The following is a 19,343-nucleotide window of genomic DNA, read 5'->3' on the forward strand; positions in this document are numbered from 1 at the left end:
GGCCAGTACGGCTATTTTTTTCGCGATTGGTGTCACAAAAAAACAACGCGTATTTTATTTGTAATATTTTTTAAATAATTGCCTTACATAAACATATTTTCCCCTATGCAATTCGGCTCCCATTAAGCGGCGAGACAGTCTCTCCGCATTAATTATCTAGGATTAATATGAAAAAGCAATTGTTTGCAGTAGTCGTCGGCACCGCTCTGGCATTCCCTTTGTTTGCACAAGCTGAAAACATTTATGTCGGCGCGAATGCCGGCCGTTCGGAATTGAAATTGTCGGGCGATGTCGCTTCGGGCAAAGAAAACAAAACCGGTTTTAAAGTTTATGCCGGTTACGACTTCACGCCTAACTTCGGCGCAGAAGCCGGTTATGTCAATTTCGGCAAACTGAAAGAAAGCGAAGGCAAGGAATCGCTGAGCATGGAAACCAGCGCAATCTACGCAGCCGCGACCGGCACCTTGCCACTGAACGCTGAACGCTGAATTCTCGCTGTTTGCAAAAGTTGGCGTTACTCAAAACCACACCAAAGCCAAATTGAACCTGATCGGTTTCAGCGCCAGCGAATCGAAAAACAAAACCGCTGCCCTGTTTGGCATCGGTGCTGCTTATAACTTCAATAAAAACCTGTCGGCCGTTGCTGAATATGAAAACTTCGGCAAAACGATGAGCCAGGATGGCATGAAACTGAAAGCCGACCTGCTGTCGATCGGCCTGCGTTACAAGTTCTAATTCACGCTCGCGCGAATCAGAATCAAGCCGTTGTTAGCGGCTGATAAAAAAACCGGCCATGCAGCCGGTTTTTTTATGGGTGAATGGCAAGCAGGCGGCATGGATGCTAAGATCGCGCCCTGAGATTTTAAGGAAGGCACCGTCATGATGACCAAAGAAGATGTAAGCGAACTGTTTGCCAATATCGCCGAGAACGCGCCATGGGACCTGTCCCAGCCGCTGCTGTGGGGCTATTACTTCACCAACCCCACGTCCGAACCGCTGGAGCAGGCCGCCACCGTGCTGGCGCTGCAGGGCTACCGCCCGGTGGAACTGTACCAGCCGGAACTCGACGATCCGGCAGCACCGCCCGTGTGGGTGCTGCATGTGGAAAAGGCCGAAGTGCATGGCGTCGACAGTCTGCACGCGCGCAATGGCGAACTGATGGCGTTTGCGCAGGACAACCAGCTGGCCAGCTATGACGGCATGGATGTAGGCCCCGTCGGCGCGCCCGACGTGCCGCAGCATTAAGACCGCCATCGGATGAAAAAACGGCGCCCGCGGGCGCCGTTTTGCATGGATCGCTGAAAACGCTCAGCTCAGGTTTTCCAGGCGGATCTTGGTGACCGTGCCCACCACGCTGTTCAGCGCTTCCATCTTCTCGATGGCGGCCGTGACGTTCTTTTCCTGCGTCTGGTGCGTCAGCATGATGATGTCCGTGTGCGTCTCGCCCTCGGCCGGCTCTTTTTGCAGCATGGCGTCGATCGAGATGCCGCGTTCGGCCAGGATGCGCGTCAGGTCGGCCAGCACGCCCGGCTGGTCGGCCACATGCATGCGCAGGTAGTAGCTGGTGGTGATTTCCGACATCGGCAAGATCGCGATATCGGTCATCGCGTTCGGCTGGAACGCCAGGTGCGGCACGCGGTGTTCCGGGTCGGCCGTGGCCAGGCGGGTGATGTCGACCAGGTCGGCGATCACCGACGAGGCGGTCGGCTCGGCGCCCGCGCCGCGGCCCGAGTACAGGCTGGCGCCGACGGCGTCGCCATGCACCAGCACCGCATTCATGGCGCCTTCCACGTTGGCGATCAGGCGCTTGGCCGGGATCAGGGTCGGATGCACGCGCAGCTCGATGCCTTCCACGCCATTGACAGTGGCGCGCTTGGTGATGCCCAGCAGCTTGATGCGGTAGCCCAGTTGCTCGGCGTAGCGGATATCGACGGCATTGAGGTTGCTGATGCCTTCCACGTAAGCCTTGTCGAACTGCACCGGGATGCCGAAGGCGATGGCCGACATGATGGTGGCCTTGTGCGCGGCATCGACGCCTTCGATGTCGAAGGTGGGATCGGCTTCCGCATAGCCCAGTTCCTGTGCCTGTTTCAGCACGGTGGCGAAATCGAGGCCCTTGTCGCGCATCTCGGACAGGATGAAATTGGTGGTGCCGTTGATGATGCCGGCGATCCATTCGATGCGGTTGGCCGTCAAGCCTTCGCGCAGCGCCTTGATGATGGGGATGCCGCCGGCGACGGCCGCTTCGAAGGCCACCATCACGCCCTTGTCCTGGGCGGCGGCGAAGATTTCGTTGCCGTGCACGGCCAGCAGGGCCTTGTTGGCAGTGACCACATGCTTGCCATTGGCAATCGCCTGCATCACCAGGGTTTTCGACAGGTCGTAGCCGCCGATCAGTTCGACGACGATGTCGATCTCGGGGTCGTTGACGATCAGCATCGGGTCATTGACGACCTTGCAGCCGCCGGCGACCAGCGCTTCGGCGCGCGCCACGTCGCGCACGGCGACGGCGACGACTTCAATGCCGCGGCCCGCGCGGCGCTTGATTTCTTCCTGGTTGCGTTTCAGGACGCTGAACGTGCCGTAACCGACATTGCCCAGGCCCAGCAGGCCGATCTTGATGGATTTCATAGTTGTGCTTGACTGCTCATAAGTGGCGCCCCCTTGGGCGGCGCCAGGTTGATCGAGATTGCTGCTGGCTGATTCAGCCCCGGCCGTGACGCTTGCGGTAACCTTCGAGGAAGCGCGCAATGCGCCCCATGGCCTCGGTCAGGTCATCGGAGTTGGGCAGGAAGACGACACGAAAATGGTCGGGCGCGATCCAGTTGAACCCCGTGCCCTGCACGATCAGGACCTTGGCTTCGGCCAGTAATTCATAGGCAAACTGCTGGTCGTCGGCGATCGGGTAGATCTCCGGGTCCAGGCGCGGGAACATGTACAGCGCGGCCTTCGGCTTGACACAGGTGACGCCCGGGATATCGGTCAGCAGCTTGTGCGCCAGATCGCGCTGTTTCAACAGGCGCCCGCCGGGCCCCACCAGGTCTTGTATGCTCTGGTAGCCGCCAAGCGCCGTCTGGATGGCAAATTGCCCCGGCGCGTTGGCGCATAGCCGCATCGAAGCCAGCATGTTGAGGCCTTCGATGTAATCCTTTGCGTGGCGCTTTTCGCCCGAGACCACCATCCAGCCGGAACGGTAGCCGCAGGAGCGGTAATTCTTCGACAGGCCGTTCATGGTGATGAACAGCACGTCATCGGCCAGCGAGGCGATCGACACGTGCTCGGCTTCGTCGTACAGCACCTTGTCGTAGATCTCGTCGGCGAAAATGATCAACTGGTGCTGGCGCGCCAGTTCGACGATCTGCAGCAGCACGGAAACCGGGTACAGCGCGCCCGTGGGATTGTTCGGGTTGATGACAACGATGGCTTTCGTTTGCGGCGTGATCTTGCGGCGCATGTCCTCGATGTCGGGATACCACTCGTTCTGCTCGTCGCACACATAATGCACGGGATTGCCGCCCGACAGGCTGACGGCGGCCGTCCACAGCGGGTAATCGGGCGCTGGCACCAGCACTTCATCGCCGCTGTTGAGCAGGGCGTTCATCGACATGACGATTAGTTCGGAAGCGCCATTGCCCAGGTATATGTCATCGATGGTGACGCCGGCGATATTCTTGCCCTGCGTGTAGTGCATGACGGCCTTGCGCGGCGCGAACATGCCTTTCGAATCCGTATAGCCGGCGGCGTTCTGCAGATTGAGCATCATGTCGCGCACGATCTCGTCGGGCGGATCGAAGCCGAATACGGCCAGGTTGCCGATATTGAGCTTGGTGATCTTGTGGCCTTCTTCTTCCATTTGCCTGGATTTTTCCAGGACCGGGCCGCGGATGTCGTAGCAGACGTCCGCCAATTTATTCGATTTCTGAATCGGTCGCAAAATAAATCCCTGTCGTGATGCGGCGCGGTGACCAGAACTTGCAGCATGATAGCCGCGCCAGAACTATGAACCCGTGAAACTGCAATGCGAAAGACTGCAAGGCGAAAACAACCATTCTCGCCGAAAACAGGCCATTTTATCAAATTAAACATGGCCAACCCCGGCATTTGACGCCGATTCTGCCACGCCGGCGCCTTCGGACGACAATCGGGCGGGCGCCATCTTCATCTTCCCTTAATCTTGCAGCATTACCATGGCGCAGGCAGGCATCGCCACTGTGGCGCCGAACATTGCAATTTGGAAAGGATGTTGCTTTTCAGTCGCTCTTTTCTGTCATTTATGGCATGCTTACGCCCTTGGCCGCGGCACGCAATTTGGCCGCGCGCGCACCGATCAACCGACACGACCAGCCCCCGATATCGCCATGAAACTCCATGCCAGCAGCACCCAACAATACCAGACTGTCACCGGCTATGACGAAAACGGCGTCGAGATCAATGCCCAGCCGTATAACTACAGTCTGATCGTCATGCCGGAAATGCCCCCGCGGGCGTGGGAGGTGGACAGTTTCGAACAGCTGAACGAGGCGCATTTCGCGCAAATCCTGGCCGATGCACCCGACGTGGTCATCCTCGGTACGGGCGAGCGCCAGCGCTTCGTGCACCCGAAGCTGACGGCCGCGCTGACCATGCGCCGCATCGGCGTCGAATGCATGGATAGCCAGGCTGCCTGCCGCACCTACAATATCCTCATGGGCGAAGGCCGCAAAGTCACCCTGGCACTGATCCTGGCCCCGGCCGCGGGCAAGGCCGCATGAAAATCAATGTCAACGAGCTGCACTCGTCGCGAGTGCTGATGTGGTCGCTGCTGGGCATCTTCATCGTCGTCACGCTGTATGCGCTGGGCGTGCGCACCCTGGTGCCGCCCGACGAAGGCCGCTACGCGGAGATGGCGCGCGAAATGTTCGTCACGGGCGACTGGATCACCACGCGCCTGAACGGCATCAAGTACTTTGAAAAACCGCCGCTGCAAACCTGGATGAATGCGCTGACCTTCGCCGCCTTCGGCCTGGGCGAATGGCAAGCCCGTTTGTGGACCGGCCTGTGCGGCATCATCGGCGTGTGCATGACGGCCTACGCGGGCAAGAAAGTGTTCGGCCCGCGCGTGGGACTGTATGCGGGCCTGGTGCTGGCGTCGAGCCTGTTCTGGCTCGCTTCCGGCCAGATCAATTCGCTGGACATGGGCCTGTCGGGCATGATGACCCTCACCATGGGCAGCCTGCTGATCGCCCAGCGCGACGACGCCACGGCGCTTGAACGGCGCAACTGGATGCTGGCCTGCTGGGCCGCCATGGCGCTGGCCGTGCTGGCCAAGGGCCTGATCGGCATCGTGCTGCCGGGCGCCGTGCTGGTGCTGTATTCGCTGTGTGCGCGCGACTGGCGCATCTGGACGCGTTTGCATCTGGTCAAGGGCTTGCTGGTGTTCCTTGCCATCGCCACGCCGTGGTTCGTGCTGGTCGCCCTGCGCAATCCGGAACAGCCGCACTTCTTCTTCATCCATGAGCATTTCCAACGCTTCCTGATGAAGGGCCACAAGCGCGAAGGCGCCTGGTATTACTTCCTGGTGCTGCTGATCCCCGGCATGCTGCCATGGATAGGCGTGCTGCCGCAAAGCCTGGCCGCCGCGTTCCAGCGCCAGGAAGGCGCCTTCCAGCCCCGCTTGATGCTGCTCGTCTGGGCCGTCTTCATTTTCTTCTTCTTCAGCTATTCGACCTCGAAGCTGCCTGGCTACATCGTGCCCATCTTCCCGGCGCTGGCCCTGCTGGTGGCGCTGTACCTGGAATCGGCCTCGCGCCGCCAGCGCATGCTGGCCGCCGGCCTGCTGTGCGTGCTGGGCGCGGCCGTCCTGATCGGCGGACCGATCGCCTTCGGCAAGGCCAGCGCGCGCGACGCGGAAGCCTTGATCGCGCTCAAGGGATACCAGCCATGGCTGATGGCGGCCGGCTTCTTCGCCCTGGCCGGTGGCGCCCTGGCCTTGCTGCATGCGCGCCAGCTGCGCCGCGACATGACGGTGCTGACCATCGCCGGCGCCGGCTTCCTGGCCACGCACTGCATCCTGGCCGGCTCCGAACTGTATGGCCAGAACCGCGCGGGCACCGACATGCTGCCGCAGATCCAGGCCGAACTGACGGCCGATACCAAGCTCTATTCCGTCGGCATCTATGAACAGTCGCTGACGTACTACCTGCAGCGGCCCGTGATCCTCGTCGATTACTGGGATGAGTTCACGTTTGGCCTGAAACAGCAGCCCGAGCTGTCCATCCCGAGCATCGAGACTTTCATCACGCAATGGACGAACGATGCCAACGCCGGCGTGCGCGACATGGCCATTATCAGCCTGTACCGTTACAAGGAATTGCAGGAACGTGGCGTGCCCATGCGTGTGATTGCCAAGGATGCGCGCCGCATGGTCATTGCCAACAAATAAATATTTAAAGGGGCGCGAGGCAGTATGGATCGCGCCCCCGGCCAGCTTGCCCCGCCCCCGCATCAGCAGGATTTTTCACCGCTGAACCGGCTGCGCCGCCGTACTGACGATATAAAATAGCCATGCCTGCCAGCGGCCATTGACCGCACTGGCAGCCTCGGCGACGCCGATACCCTGACACAATACAGATCCAAGAACTGCGCCCCATGACCTCTACCCTGCCCTTTTTGCCATTTTCCAAACCCACCATCGACGAAGCGACCATCGCCGCCGTCGGCGAAGTGCTGCGCTCGGGCTGGATCACCAGCGGCCCGAAAGTGCAGGCATTCGAAGCCCAGCTGTCCGAGTATTTCGGCGGGCGTCCCGTGCGCACCTTCAATTCGGGCACGTGCACCATGGAAATCGCGCTGCGCATCGCCGGCATCGGCCCCGGCGACGAAGTCATCACCACGCCCGTGTCGTGGGTAGCGACAGCCAACGTCATCATCGAAGTGGGCGCCACGCCCGTGTTTGCCGACATCGACCCCGTCACGCGGAACATCGACCTCGACAAGCTGGAAGCGGCCATCACCCCGCGTACGAAGGCCATCATCCCCGTCTACCTGTCCGGCTTGCCGGTCGACATGGACCGCCTGTATGCGATTGCTGAAAAGTACAATTTAAGGGTCGTGGAAGACGCGGCGCAAGCATTCGGCTCCACCTGGAAGGGCAAGCGCATCGGCGCGTTTGGCGACTTCGTCTCGTTCAGCTTCCAGGCCAACAAGAACATCACCACGGGCGAAGGCGGCTGCCTCGTCCTCAACAACCTGGAAGAAGCGAAGCTGGCCGAGAAATACCGGCTGCAGGGCGTCACCCGCAGCGGCGTCGATGGCATCGACGTCGATGTACTGGGAGGCAAATACAACATGAGCGACATCATGGCCGCCATCGGCCTGGGCCAGTTCGCCAATATCGACGCGATCACGGCCCACCGCCGCGCGCTGGCACGCCACTATTTCGCGCAATTCGGCAGCGACTTCGAAGCGCAGAGCGGCGCCCAGCTGCCCGTGCAGGACTTTGAAAACAGCAACTGGCATTTGTTCCAGATCATCCTGCCCGACAATGGCCCCGGCACGCGTGCCGCCTTCATGCAGCAAATGGCGCAGCAGAACGTGGGAACGGGCTATCATTACGCACCGATCCACCTGTTTACCATGTACCGCGAACGCGGCTTTACCGAAGGCATGTTCCCCGTCTCGGAAAAGATCGGCCGCCTGACCGTGACCTTGCCGATGTTCTACGCCATGACAACACAGGACGTGGAACGCGCCGTCGCCACCGTCAAATCCATTCTCATCAAATGAGCAGCGCGCCGATGAAACCTGAACTGTCCATTATCATTCCAATCTACAACGAGCAGGATGGCCTGGCCAGCCTGTTCGCCCGCCTGTATCCGGCCCTCGATGCCCTGCAGACGAGCTACGAGATCATCTTTATCAATGATGGCAGCCGCGACAATTCGGTGGCCATCTTGGCGGAACAGTTCCGCCAGCGCCCCGACGTCACGCGCGTAGTCTTGTTCAACGGTAATTATGGCCAGCACATGGCCATCCTGGCCGGCTTTGAAGCTTCGCGCGGGCAAATCATGGTCACGCTCGATGCCGACCTGCAGAATCCGCCCGAAGAAATCGGCAACCTGGTGGCAAAGATGCGCGAAGGCTACGATTACGTGGGCTCGATCCGGCGCAAGCGGCAAGATTCCGCCTGGCGCACCCTGGCGTCGAAGATGATGAACCGGCTGCGCGAGCGCATCACCAACATCAAGATCACGGACCAGGGCAACATGCTGCGCGCGTATGGCCGCAACGTGATCGACCTGGTCAACCAGTGCGCCGAAGTCAACACCTTCGTGCCCGCCCTGGCCTACACGTTTGCCCGCAAGCCCACGGAAATTACCGTCGAGCACGAGGAGCGCTCGGCCGGCGAGTCGAAATACTCGCTGTACAGCCTGATCCGCCTCAATTTCGACCTGGTCACGGGCTTTTCGCTGATTCCCCTGCAAATCTTTTCGATGCTGGGCATGCTGCTGTCACTCAGTTCGGCCCTGCTGGTGATCTATCTGCTGGCGCGCCGCTTCCTGTTCGGCGCCGAGGCGCAGGGCGTGTTCACCCTGTTCGCCATCGCCTTCTTCCTGATGGGCGTGATCCTGTTCGGCATCGGCCTCGTGGGCGAATACGTGGGACGCATCTTCCAGCAAGTGCGCGCCCGTCCCCGCTACGTGGTGCAAACCATCTTGCAGGACGGCATGGCCCAGGCGGAAGCCGAGGCGCCATCGTACGTGCGCCTGGAAAAGCGCCAGGTGGGCCGCTGATGGGCGCCCCGCGCGCCGTCGTCTTCGGCTACCACAATGTGGGCGTGCGCTGCATCAAGGTGCTGCTGGCCGGTGGCGTCGATATCGCCCTGGTCGTCACGCACGAAGACAGCCCCACGGAAAACCTGTGGTTCGAGTCCGTCGCCAGCCTGTGCCAGGCCGAAGGCATCCCGTACATCACGCCCGGTGATCCGCGCGCGCCCGAGCTGCTGGCGCAGGTGCAGGCGGCAGCGCCGGACATGCTGTTCAGCTTTTACTACCGCCACATGCTGCCCGCCAGCATCCTGGAAGTCGCGCCCGCCTACAATATGCACGGCTCGCTGCTGCCGCAATTCCGCGGCCGCGCGCCCGTCAACTGGGCCGTGCTGCATGGCGCCCCGCAAACGGGCGCCACCCTGCACGAAATGACGGTCAAGCCCGATGCCGGCGCCATCGTCGCGCAAACGGCCGTGCCGATCCTGCCCGACGACACGGCTTTCGAAGTCTTCGGCAAGGTCACCGTGGCGGCGGAACAAACCCTGTGGAACGTGCTGCCGGCCTTGCTGGACGGCACGGCGCCACGCCAGCTCAACGATTTACGCCAGGGCGGCTACTTTGGCGGGCGCAAGCCGGAAGACGGCCGCATCGACTGGAAGTTACCCGCGCAGCAGGTATACAACCTGCACCGGGCCGTCGCGCCACCCTATCCTGGCGCCTTTACCGAAGTCAACGATGTCATTTACATCATCGAAAAAGCCCGTTTGAGCAAGCATTCCGCAGGAAGTTTGCCACCGGGCTTGGCGGTAGTGGATAATTGCATCTTTGGCGTCTGCGGAGACGGCCGCATGCTGGCCATTTCCGCGCTGAGGGCTGCCGGGGAGCCGATTTCGGCTCAGCAATTGCAAGCAAGCCTGACCACCCGCGTCAGCACACACTGATATCACTCAAGAGAATCTCACATGAAAAAAGTCCTCATCTTAGGCGTCAACGGCTTCATCGGCCACCACCTGTCCAAGCGCATCCTGGAAACCACCGACTGGCATGTCTACGGCATGGACATGAACACGGACCGCATCACGGAATTGCTGGAAGATGACAACTACAAGTCGCGCATGCACTTCTTTGAAGGCGACATCACGATCAACAAGGAATGGGTCGAGTACCACGTCAAGAAATGCGATGTGATCCTGCCGCTGGTGGCCATCGCCACGCCATCGACCTACGTCAAGCAGCCGCTGCGCGTCTTCGAACTGGACTTCGAAGCCAACCTGCCCATCGTGCGCTCGGCCGCCAAGTACGGCAAGCACCTGGTCTTCCCGTCGACCTCGGAAGTGTATGGCATGTGCCATGACGAGGAATTCGACCCGGAAAACTCGGAACTGATCTGCGGCCCGATCAACAAGCCGCGCTGGATCTATTCGAACGCCAAGCAGTTGATGGACCGCGTGATCTGGGGCTACGGCATGGAAGGCTTGAACTTCACCCTGTTCCGTCCATTCAACTGGATCGGCGCCGGCCTGGACTCGATCCACACGCCAAAAGAAGGTTCTTCGCGCGTGGTGACGCAATTCTTCGGCCATATCGTGCGCGGCGAGAACATCTCGCTGGTCGACGGCGGCGCGCAAAAACGCGCGTTCACTTACATCGACGACGGCATCGATGCGCTGATCCGTATCATCGCCAACAAGAACGGCATCGCCAGCGGCAAGATCTACAACATTGGCAATCCGACCAATAACTATTCGATCCGCGACCTGGCCGGCATGATGCTGACCCTGGCCACCGAATACCCGGAATACGCCGAAGGCGCGAAACACGTGAAAATCGTGGAAACGACCTCGGGCGCCTACTACGGTGCCGGCTACCAGGACGTGCAAAACCGCGTGCCGAAAATCACGAATACCTGCGAAGAACTGGGCTGGGCGCCGACCACCACCATGGCCGATTCCCTGCGCAATATTTTCGACGCCTACCGCAGCCAGGTAGCCCAAGCCAAAGCCCTGATGGATTAATGTTGAGCAAGCCGTTCCTGACCCTGAAAATCGACGTCGATACCTATCGCGGCACCCGTGAAGGCATGGGCAATCTGGTGCGCATGCTGGCCGCGCACCAGGCCAAGGCCACCTTTCTGTTCTCGCTGGGCCCCGACCACACGGGCTGGGCCCTGCGGCGCGCCTTGCGGCCCGGCTTTTTCAGCAAGGTGTCGCGCACCTCGGTGGTCGAACACTACGGCTTGAAAACATTGATGTACGGCACCTTGCTGCCGGGACCCGATATCGGCAAGCTGTGCGCGGCGCAATTGCGCGCCGTGCGCGATGCTGGTTTCGAGTGCGGCATCCACACCTGGGATCACACCCTGTGGCAAGACAACGTGGCCAAGCGCAACGCCGCCTGGACCATCAACATGATGCGCAAGGCCGCCAACCGCTACGAACAGGTATTTGGCACCAAGCCGCACACGCACGGCGCGGCCGGCTGGCAAATGAATGTCAGCGCCTTTGTCGAACACGACACGGCCGGCTACCGCTTTGCCTCCGATGGCCGCGCCATGCTCGACGCGCGCGGCGCCATGGTGCATCCTGGCAATGGCCCACACCGCGTGCGCAATGGCAACACCATCCTGCAATGCGTGCAATTGCCCACCACCCTGCCCACCCTGGATGAATTGCTGGGCTGCGAAATCGACGGCAAACTGATCACAACGAGCAATGTTGCCGCGCATATATTGTCGCTGACGGCGGATAATCCCCGCGATCACGTATATACCTTGCATGCGGAACTTGAAGGACAGAAACTCGCCCCCATTTTCGAACAACTGCTGGCTGGTTGGAAAGCCCAGGGCTACCAGTTTGCAGCGATGGGCGATTATTATGAAAAGATAAAAAATACGGACTTGCCCGTTTGTCCCGTCACCTGGGATGAGTTGCCAGGCCGTTCGGGACGCCTGATTGTGCAGGGCAAAGCGGCCTGAATGCTGTATTGTTGCACCTGGATGCGTTGCCAGATTAAAAACAGCGCTGATGATCACCGTTCAGGAGAGAACCTGTGGCTGATAGCCAATCCCTCGTTAGCATACCCGACTTTAGCGCCGCCATGACCAGCGGCAAGACCTTTCAGTTGCTGGGCCGTCCGGCCAAGGCCACGGTGCTGTTTTTCTATCCGAAGGACAACACCCCTGGCTGCACCACGGAAAACATCGCCTTCCGCGATGCGTATTCGCAATTCGTCGCTGCCGGCGTGGAAATCTACGGCATCAGCCGCGATTCCCTGCGCTCGCACGAAAGTTTCAAAGCCAAGCTGGAACTGCCGTTCGAGCTCATTTCCGACCCGGACGAAGCCGTTTGTCTGCTGTTTAACGTCATGAAGATGAAACAGATGTACGGCAAGACGGTCCGTGGCGTCGAGCGCAGTACGTTTGTGATTGACGCCCAGGGCCGATTGGTGAAAGAATGGAGAGGCGTGAAGGTCGCAACTCACGTGGAAGAAGTGCTGGAATTCGTAGCGCATCTGAATTGATCGTCCATTTTTGATCCAATGCGCGTTGTCGGCTTCCAGCGAGCCTGGTTCAACCGCAGTTCAGTTCACGGTACCTATCGCCATTTTGAGTCAACGAAGCGCCTCCATCCACTCCGCCAGGCGGGCATGCAGCCCGTCGATGGCGTCCATGACCGGCCATGCTGCCGGCCTTCCGGCAGTTACTCGTCCTGTAGCATTGTTGTTCCCCCGCATCCACCCCATGAGAAGTGCCGCCAGAAGCTGGCTGCCCATGGGCGATTCATTCCAGAAATTTTTTGATTGAGATCCTGATGCCACTGCCAAAATTACCGAGCAAGCCAGCCACTATCCTGGCCACCCAAGATTACCCAACCGCAGGCGCAGCGCGCCCAGCCACCAAAACCCCGGCAGCCAAGAAAGTGGCTGCACCGATTATTGAAGCGGCGATCGCCGAAGTTGCCAAGCCGGTCCGCAATGCGGCCACGAAGATCAAGCAAGTGGCGGCCCTGATGGTCGCCAAGCCGGCGCCAGCCGTTGCTGCACCGGCGCCGGTCGCGGCCGCGCCTGCCGCCGTTGCTGCGCCTGCAGCGAAAGCCAAGCCGGCGGCAAAAGGCAAGGTCACGCCGATCAAGCCCGTCAAGCAAGCCGAGCAGCCACATCCTGCCAAGCACAAGGCTGTCGAAGTGCAGCTCAAGTCGTCCGCCAGCCGCGCCGCCGACCAGCGCGGCATCAGCAAGCTATTCGTGCTCGACACGAACGTGCTGATGCACGATCCATCCTCGCTGTTCCGCTTCGAGGAACACGATGTGTACCTGCCGATGATGACCCTGGAAGAGCTGGACAACCATAAAAAGGGCATGACGGAAGTGGCGCGCAATGCACGCCAGGTCTCGCGCACGCTCGACGCCCTGATCAGCAACACGGATGACGACGCCATCGAACACGGCATCCTGCTGTCCAAGCTGGGCAACAAGGATGCCAAGGGCCGCCTGTTCTTCCAGACGCGCCTGCAAAGCGCCGACTTGCCGGCTGGCTTGCCAGTGGGCAAGGCCGACAACCAGATCCTCGCCGTCGTGCGCTCGCTGGAATCGGAACAGGAAGGCCGCCCTGTCGTGCTGGTGTCGAAAGACATCAACATGCGCATCAAGGCGCGCGCCCTGGGCCTGCCGGCCGAAGATTACTTCAACGACCATGTGCTGGAAGACACGGACTTGCTGTACTCGGGCATCGTGCAATTGCCGGACGACTTCTGGAACAAGCACGGTAAGGACATGGAATCGTGGCAGGAAAGCAAGAACGGCTACAGCTCGACGTTCTACCGCGTGACGGGCCCGTTCATCCCGTCGCTGCTGGTCAACCAGTTCATCTACCTGGAACCGAAAAACGGCGAAACGCCGTTCTACGGCCAGGTGAAACAGATCAACGGCAAGACAGCCGTGCTGCAAACCCTGCGCGACTTCAGCCACACGAAGAACAATGTGTGGGGCGTGACGGCGCGCAACCGCGAGCAGAATTTCGCGCTGAACTTGCTGATGAATCCGGAATGCGACTTCGTCACCCTGCTGGGCCAGGCCGGTACCGGCAAGACCCTGCTGGCCCTGGCCGCCGGCCTGGCGCAAGTGCTGGAAACCAAGCTCTACAATGAAATCATCGTTACCCGCGTCACGGTACCGGTGGGCGAAGACATCGGTTTCCTGCCAGGCACGGAAGAAGAAAAGATGTCGCCATGGATGGGCGCCTTCGACGACAACCTGGAAGTGCTGAACAAGTCCGACTCCGATGGCGGCGAATGGGGCCGTGCGGCAACGCAAGACCTGATCCGCTCGCGCATCAAGATCAAGTCGCTCAACTTCATGCGCGGCCGCACGTTCGTGAACAAGTTCCTCATCATCGATGAAGCGCAAAACTTGACGCCGAAACAAGTCAAGACCCTCGTCACGCGCGCCGGTCCCGGCACGAAGATCCTGTGCCTGGGCAACATCGCGCAGATCGACACGCCATACCTGACGGAAGGCTCGAGCGGCCTGACTTACGTGGTCGACCGCTTCAAGGGCTGGACCCACAGCGGCCACGTCACCCTGGCCCGCGGCGAGCGCTCGCGCCTGGCCGACCACGCCAGCGAAGTACTGTAAGTGATAGCGGGCGGCGCGAGCTGCCCAGTCATTCGAAGCCCCGGCTGCAGCGATGCAACCGGGGCTTTTTTCATGTGCGCGACTTTTCATGGCGGCATGTTCTAATACCGCTCCTTTCCTTCTGGACACATAGCCCGATGCATCCCGCCTTTCAGTTGTTGCTCTGCTTCATCCTCTTCATGTCCATCCACATTTCCGTCATGGCGGCCTGCGCCAGGCTGTTCGGCATCACGGTCCGCAGCGTCAGCTATGGCGTGGGACCGACTGTGCTGACCTGGGGAAAAGTCCACGTCAAGCTGCTGCCGCTGGCCGGCAGCCTGGTGCTGAAAGATACGCGTGAAGAAGAACTGTATGACGACGATCCCTGCCTCGATGCCTACAACTTCCAGCCGCTATGGAAGCAGGTGCTGCTGCCATTGAGCGGCGTGGGGATGCTGCTGGCATTGTCGCTGGGCATCATGGGAGCCTCGGGCTGGGACAGCTTTGTCGCGGCCTTCGGGCAAATCGTCCACGGCGCGCTGGCACCGCTGTCGACGGCGCAGGAATTGCTGGGCAATGGAGAGGCGTTTGCCCGTACACACGGCTTTGCGCTGGTGTTCGCCCTGTTCTCGTTGAAACTGTGCGCCTTGAACCTGTTGCCGTTTGCCGGCTTGAACGGGGGACAGGCGCTGCTGGCCATCGCGCGCGGCGGCAAGCCGTATGTGACGTGGGAAGAGACGGCAGCAAAATGGCTGTTGCTGCCGGGGCTGGCGATCCTGCTGGCGTGGGCGGCGGCACTGGCCGTGTATTGCTGGCGCGCGCTGGGGCTGTAATCGCACAGCCCCAGTTGGCTACAGCTAGAAATTCACCTTCAGACTCAGCAGGGCTTCGCGTTCGGCGCCACGGAAGATGCCGCCAAAGTATTTCTTGTCAAATACATTGCCGATATTCAAAGCCAGGCGGTAACGCGCCGTTTCGTAGGCCACGGCGATATCGGCCAGGGTGTACGGATCATTCATGTACAGCGCATTGGCCGCGCCATTGTAGGGCGAACTGCCACGGTAGCGCAGGCCGCCAGCGAGCATCAGGCCGGGCACGGCCATGGGCCGGTAATCGAGCCAGATGCTGGCCGCATGGCGCGTCGTCTGCAGGGTCTGGCGGCCGATTTCGTAGTCGCGGTTGCTCTTCGTCGTGCGCGGGTCCAGATAGGTATAGCCGGCCAGCACGCTCAACTCGGGCAAGGGTTTGAACGTACCTTCCAGTTCCACGCCCGTCGAACGTACCTCGCCCGTCTGTAGCGACGAACGCGGATGCAGCGGGTCTGGCGTGGTGACATTCGTTTGCGTCAGATCAAACAGCGATGCCGTCAACATGGTCGATGTGCCGGCAGGCTGGTACTTGATACCCAGTTCCACCTGCTTGCCCTTGCGTGGCTGAAAAGCCTTGCCGTCAAAGTCGCGGCCCGTGGCCGGGTCGAACGAGGTGGCATAGCTGGCATACGGCGCCACGCCATTGTCGAACAGGTACAGCAGGCCGGCACTGCCCGTGGTGGCATTGTCGTCGATGCGCGTGCTCGCCGAATTGAGCTGCGTGCTGCGCGCGCGGTCGTGGCGCAGGCTGGCGTTCGCCACCCATGCACCCAGCTTGAACTGGTTCAACGTGTAGATGCCCGTCTGCTTGAGTTCAGTGTCGGTATAGTCGAGTCCCGGTGCGGCGATCGATTGATGGTAGACCGGCGCATGGATATCGAGGTTCGGCACGTCCCAGCCAAAGCCCAGTCCATCGTTTTCCTTGTATTTCAGGTAATCGATGCCCGCCACGAAGCGGTGCCCGATCTCGCCCCAGCGAAAGTCCTTCTGCGCGCGGCTGTCGACCGTCCAGGTCTTGCCGTCCACTTTTTCCGCCAGGCTGCCGCGCGTGGCCGTGCGCCCGTCAGGCAGCAAATCCATGGCGTAGATATGCTGGTAATCGACCTTGATGGTCGCATGGCGCAAGTTTTGCGTCAGCTTCCATCCATTCCCTGTTGCATGCTCGAGCATATAGCCAAGGGCGCGCGTATCGCGGTCGAAATAGTCGAAGGACGGGTCGCCCGCCGTGCGGCTGACGGGCAAGTCCTTGATGTGCGGATGGACAAACAGGCTGGGCCACCATGGCTTCGGCGTGCCCCGCTCTTGCGAATATGTGCCCAGTACGGTCAGGCTGGTGCGCGCCGAGATGTCCCAGCGCAGCGAGGGCGAGATGGAAACGCGGTTATTCTTCGATTCGATGGGACGATCGTCGGCATCGCGGCCCGTCAGCGTGACGCGGTACAGCAAGCCATCGTTGCCCGCGACAGCGCCGCCCAGATCGGCATTGATCTGATAGCGGTGATAGCGTCCCGCGGAAAACCCCACGCTATTGACGTGGTCTGCACCCGGCAGCTTGGAAGTGACATTGATCATGCCGCCCGGGCGGCCCTGGCCGTAGAAGACGGACGCGGGTCCCTTGATGACTTCGACGCTGTCGAGATCTGCCATTTCGCTATTCCACGAACCATAACTGCCCGCCGACAGCAGCTTCAAGCCATCCTGGTAGTACGAGCTGCCATCGCTGAAGCCGCGGATGGTGGCGCCCGACATGCGCACGTCGGCACCCGTCACGTCCGTCAGCACGCCCGCCGTATAGGCCAGCGCCTGCTCGATGCTTTTCGGGGCCTGCGTCTTGATCTGTTCACGCGTGACAACGGAAATGGCGCGCGGCGTCTCGAGCAATGGCGTGCCCATCTTGGTGGCGGCCACGCTGATGGGCACATAGCCGCGCGACACCGTGCCCTCGCCCGCGTCAGCCGCCGCCATGACGGAAATCAATGGCATGACGGCGTCGGGCGCCGTGCTGGCCACGACAGGCGCGGCGCGCAGCACGTAGCTGCCCGCCGCCAGTTCGACCGCCTGCAAGCCCGTACCCGCCAGCAAGACGGCCAGGGCAGCCTGCGGCGTGTACTGGCCTTGCAGGCCTGCCGTGCTCTTGCCGCTGGCCTGGTCTGGCGTGTAGCTGAGCAAGACATTCGCCGCGCTGGCCAGGCTGCGCAACGCGGGCGCCAGCGGACCGGCAGGAATGTCGTAGGCCAGGCGCATGGCGCCAGCCTGCTGGGCATTGGCCGCTTGCGCCTGCGCCAGGGCTGGCATGGCGGCGTACAGCGCCAGGCTGCACACGGCCAGCGACACGGCACGGGCGATGGGAAGGATTTGCGGTGTAAAAATATAGTAGCGCTGCTTGCGACGAACGGACATGGTGTAAAGCCTCTCAAATGGACTGCTGAAATGATTCCCTTACTTAGCAGGTGCCTTGAGAATGCGAATCGGTCAGGCTGGACACGAAAAAATAATGTCTGCCGGCAGTATCGACTGGCCGGCAGGCATGCGCGGTACTGCGGCGATCAGTTCACGCGTTTGGCAGGCATATCCTGCCCCTCCTGGCGCAGCACCAGTTGTTGCGTCTTGCCATCGGCATCCTTGCTGAAACGCACTTCCGCATCGACTTCATTCGAGAAGAAAGCCGTCTCGCTCATCGGCAACATGGCCAGCTTGCGGAAACCCGTCACCTGGGCGAAGAATTTATCGCCTTCGCGCGTCACTTCCAGGTAGACCTCGGGCGCCAGCGCATACTTGCCCACGTAGGCATCGAATTGCGCCGTCGTCATGGCGACCACCGTACGCGCCGGCTTGGCGGCGCTGGCGCGTTCGTGCACCGTCTTCGATTCGCCGCCGTCATTGAGGATCAGCTGCGCCTCGCCCTTCGGTCCCCGCTCGAATTCGGCAGTGGTGAGCGTATTTTCAATCAGAAAGCCATTTGGCGAGTACGCCAGCATGCGCTGGGCGGGACGCCCCGTGCGCTGCAGCAGCAAGTTGCCCTCGAAGTTACGGATCGTATAGCCGGCCTTGTCGTTGATGGCGTACACGCCCGCGTACGCATCGAGGATGGCGGGCTTGAGCGTGATGACCTTGATCTCGGGATACGGCCGGCCCACGGCGACAGCAGCCGCCTTGCGCGCCACCACGTCGGGATTGACCAGGCCCGTATCCGAGTTTTCCAGCACGGCCACATAGACTTTTTCCTTCGGCAAACGCATCGCATACGTGGCAAAACCATTGATGCCGCCGCTATGGTGGATGACGGGCGTGTTTTGCCAGGTACCCACCTTCCAGCCCAAGCCGGAACGGGTCGCCTTGCCATCGTTCAGCTTGGCCTGCGTGAACGCCTGCTGCCAGGTGGAAGCCTTGAGCAGCTTGCCGTCGGAGATGGCCGCGTCCCAGCGCGCCAGGTCGTCCACCGTGGAAACGAGCGCGCCGGCCGCATACGGCTGCGTCATGCTCAGGGGCAAGTTCGGCACATACGTCTCGCCCGAACGGATATGCCCGGCCGCGCGCTTGGCGGGCCGGCGCTCGTGGCCTTCATAGGCCGTATCGTTCATGCCCAGCGGCACGAAGATCTGCTGTTCCACAAACGTGGCATACGGCTGGCCCGATGCCTTTTCAATGATGGCGCCCAGCAGGAAATAGCCGGAACTGCTGTAACTCCACTGCGTGCCCGGTTCAAAGTCGGGCGGATCGTTCTTGAAGAAATCGATCATCTGCGCGACGCCCAAGTCTTTCGTGCTGTTGGGCACAAATTCCGGCTTCCTTGTGTAGTCGTGGATGCCGGACGTATGCGCGAGCAGCTGTTCGATCGTGACTCTCTTGCCATGCGTCGGATAGTCGGGCAGGAACTTCGTGATGTCATCGGTGATGGCCAGCTTGCCCTGGTCGGCCAGCAGCAGGATGGCGACGGCCGTGAATTGCTTGGAAATGGAACCCAGGCGCAGCGACATGTCAGGCGTCAGCGGCTGGCCATCCTTCACGCTGGCCAGGCCATACGCCTTGCGCAACAAGGGCTGTCCATCCTTGACGACGATGACGACGGCGCCAGGTTCCGTCGCCTTGTAATAGGGAGCGATACTGGCGTCGATTTG

At 60.9% G+C, this 19,343-nt stretch carries 17 protein-coding genes; 13 read left to right on the forward strand and 4 right to left on the reverse strand.

Annotation, left to right across the window (positions count from 1 at the left end; translation table 11 throughout):
• Window positions 1–167: 167 nt before the first annotated feature.
• From O3297_RS14050 to O3297_RS14060, 3 genes are all read left to right on the forward strand, one after another.
• Window positions 168–488, forward strand: a complete 321-nt coding sequence (locus O3297_RS14050; RefSeq protein ID WP_305048959.1) for an outer membrane beta-barrel protein — start codon at window positions 168–170, stop codon at window positions 486–488.
• 7 nt (window positions 489–495) lie between these two features.
• On the forward strand, window positions 496–735 hold the full coding sequence (locus O3297_RS14055) for an outer membrane protein (RefSeq protein WP_305049677.1): 240 nt from the start codon (window positions 496–498) through the stop codon (window positions 733–735).
• 144 nt (window positions 736–879) lie between these two features.
• Window positions 880–1,245: a ribonuclease E inhibitor RraB gene (locus O3297_RS14060; protein WP_052140398.1), complete on the forward strand. Its 366-nt coding sequence runs from the start codon at window positions 880–882 to the stop codon at window positions 1,243–1,245.
• Window positions 1,246–1,308: 63 nt separating this feature from the next.
• Here the strand turns inward: O3297_RS14060 and O3297_RS14065 are convergent, their stop codons facing one another.
• Both O3297_RS14065 and O3297_RS14070 read right to left on the reverse strand, forming a co-directional pair.
• Window positions 1,309–2,631, reverse strand: coding sequence for a homoserine dehydrogenase (locus tag O3297_RS14065; protein WP_034785478.1), 1,323 nt, complete (start codon window positions 2,629–2,631; stop codon window positions 1,309–1,311).
• A gap of 73 nt (window positions 2,632–2,704) precedes the next feature.
• Window positions 2,705–3,934 carry a pyridoxal phosphate-dependent aminotransferase gene (locus O3297_RS14070; protein ID WP_034750427.1) on the reverse strand — a complete coding sequence of 410 codons (1,230 nt, stop codon included), beginning with the start codon at window positions 3,932–3,934 and terminating at the stop codon, window positions 2,705–2,707.
• A gap of 424 nt (window positions 3,935–4,358) precedes the next feature.
• On the opposite strand from O3297_RS14070, the gene O3297_RS14075 reads away from it, so the two are divergent.
• The 10 genes from O3297_RS14075 (at window position 4,359) to O3297_RS14120 (ending at window position 15,189) form a co-directional block, all read left to right on the forward strand.
• Window positions 4,359–4,751, forward strand: a complete 393-nt coding sequence (locus tag O3297_RS14075; protein ID WP_070260554.1) for an Mth938-like domain-containing protein — start codon at window positions 4,359–4,361, stop codon at window positions 4,749–4,751.
• Window positions 4,748–6,421, forward strand: a complete 1,674-nt coding sequence (locus tag O3297_RS14080; protein WP_305048962.1) for a glycosyltransferase family 39 protein — start codon at window positions 4,748–4,750, stop codon at window positions 6,419–6,421. The genes O3297_RS14075 and O3297_RS14080 overlap by 4 nt, the downstream gene beginning before the upstream one ends.
• A 206-nt stretch (window positions 6,422–6,627) precedes the next feature.
• A complete protein-coding gene (locus O3297_RS14085; protein WP_070260552.1) occupies window positions 6,628–7,764 on the forward strand; it encodes a DegT/DnrJ/EryC1/StrS aminotransferase family protein in 1,137 nt (378 codons plus the stop codon).
• 11 nt (window positions 7,765–7,775) lie between these two features.
• Window positions 7,776–8,771, forward strand: a complete 996-nt coding sequence (locus O3297_RS14090) for a glycosyltransferase (protein ID WP_305048963.1) — start codon at window positions 7,776–7,778, stop codon at window positions 8,769–8,771.
• Window positions 8,771–9,688 carry a formyltransferase gene (locus O3297_RS14095; RefSeq protein ID WP_305048964.1) on the forward strand — a complete coding sequence of 306 codons (918 nt, stop codon included), beginning with the start codon at window positions 8,771–8,773 and terminating at the stop codon, window positions 9,686–9,688. The genes O3297_RS14090 and O3297_RS14095 overlap by 1 nt, the downstream gene beginning before the upstream one ends.
• 21 nt (window positions 9,689–9,709) lie before the next feature.
• On the forward strand, window positions 9,710–10,762 hold the full coding sequence (locus tag O3297_RS14100) for a bifunctional UDP-4-keto-pentose/UDP-xylose synthase (protein ID WP_305048965.1): 1,053 nt from the start codon (window positions 9,710–9,712) through the stop codon (window positions 10,760–10,762).
• Entirely contained in the window at window positions 10,762–11,721 is a 960-nt protein-coding gene (locus O3297_RS14105; RefSeq protein ID WP_070260550.1) for a polysaccharide deacetylase family protein, read from the forward strand. The genes O3297_RS14100 and O3297_RS14105 overlap by 1 nt, the downstream gene beginning before the upstream one ends.
• A 74-nt stretch (window positions 11,722–11,795) precedes the next feature.
• Entirely contained in the window at window positions 11,796–12,266 is a 471-nt protein-coding gene (locus O3297_RS14110) for a peroxiredoxin (protein WP_034785468.1), read from the forward strand.
• Between the two features lie 290 nt (window positions 12,267–12,556).
• On the forward strand, window positions 12,557–14,377 hold the full coding sequence (locus O3297_RS14115) for a PhoH family protein (RefSeq protein WP_034785467.1): 1,821 nt from the start codon (window positions 12,557–12,559) through the stop codon (window positions 14,375–14,377).
• Window positions 14,378–14,514: 137 nt separating this feature from the next.
• Window positions 14,515–15,189 carry a site-2 protease family protein gene (locus O3297_RS14120; protein ID WP_305048967.1) on the forward strand — a complete coding sequence of 225 codons (675 nt, stop codon included), beginning with the start codon at window positions 14,515–14,517 and terminating at the stop codon, window positions 15,187–15,189.
• A gap of 24 nt (window positions 15,190–15,213) precedes the next feature.
• Here the strand turns inward: O3297_RS14120 and O3297_RS14125 are convergent, their stop codons facing one another.
• Both O3297_RS14125 and O3297_RS14130 read right to left on the reverse strand, forming a co-directional pair.
• The gene (locus O3297_RS14125) at window positions 15,214–17,625 is read right to left on the reverse strand and encodes a TonB-dependent siderophore receptor (RefSeq protein ID WP_305048968.1); all 2,412 of its coding nucleotides are present in this window, start codon (window positions 17,623–17,625) and stop codon (window positions 15,214–15,216) included.
• A 146-nt stretch (window positions 17,626–17,771) separates the two neighbouring features.
• A complete protein-coding gene (locus O3297_RS14130; protein ID WP_305048969.1) occupies window positions 17,772–19,262 on the reverse strand; it encodes a serine hydrolase in 1,491 nt (496 codons plus the stop codon).
• Between the last annotated feature and the right edge of the window lie 81 nt (window positions 19,263–19,343).

The organism is Janthinobacterium sp. SUN128, from assembly GCF_030587275.1.
Lineage (GTDB): Bacteria > Pseudomonadota > Gammaproteobacteria > Burkholderiales > Burkholderiaceae_D > Janthinobacterium > Janthinobacterium lividum.

Bases quoted from the DNA above. Each gene is read 5' to 3' on its own strand.
- O3297_RS14105 (WP_070260550.1), top strand. From the start codon at position 10,762: ATGTTGAGCAAGCCGTTCCTGACCCTGAAAATCGACGTCGATACCTAT.
- O3297_RS14050 (WP_305048959.1), top strand. From the start codon at position 168: ATGAAAAAGCAATTGTTTGCAGTAGTCGTCGGCACCGCTCTGGCATTC.
- O3297_RS14075 (WP_070260554.1), top strand. From the start codon at position 4,359: ATGAAACTCCATGCCAGCAGCACCCAACAATACCAGACTGTCACCGGC.
- O3297_RS14080 (WP_305048962.1), top strand. From the start codon at position 4,748: ATGAAAATCAATGTCAACGAGCTGCACTCGTCGCGAGTGCTGATGTGG.
- O3297_RS14090 (WP_305048963.1), top strand. From the start codon at position 7,776: ATGAAACCTGAACTGTCCATTATCATTCCAATCTACAACGAGCAGGAT.
- O3297_RS14095 (WP_305048964.1), top strand. From the start codon at position 8,771: ATGGGCGCCCCGCGCGCCGTCGTCTTCGGCTACCACAATGTGGGCGTG.
- O3297_RS14100 (WP_305048965.1), top strand. From the start codon at position 9,710: ATGAAAAAAGTCCTCATCTTAGGCGTCAACGGCTTCATCGGCCACCAC.
- O3297_RS14120 (WP_305048967.1), top strand. From the start codon at position 14,515: ATGCATCCCGCCTTTCAGTTGTTGCTCTGCTTCATCCTCTTCATGTCC.
- O3297_RS14060 (WP_052140398.1), top strand. From the start codon at position 880: ATGATGACCAAAGAAGATGTAAGCGAACTGTTTGCCAATATCGCCGAG.
- O3297_RS14125 (WP_305048968.1), bottom strand. From the start codon at position 17,625: ATGTCCGTTCGTCGCAAGCAGCGCTACTATATTTTTACACCGCAAATC.
- O3297_RS14065 (WP_034785478.1), bottom strand. From the start codon at position 2,631: ATGAAATCCATCAAGATCGGCCTGCTGGGCCTGGGCAATGTCGGTTAC.
- O3297_RS14115 (WP_034785467.1), top strand. From the start codon at position 12,557: ATGCCACTGCCAAAATTACCGAGCAAGCCAGCCACTATCCTGGCCACC.
- O3297_RS14085 (WP_070260552.1), top strand. From the start codon at position 6,628: ATGACCTCTACCCTGCCCTTTTTGCCATTTTCCAAACCCACCATCGAC.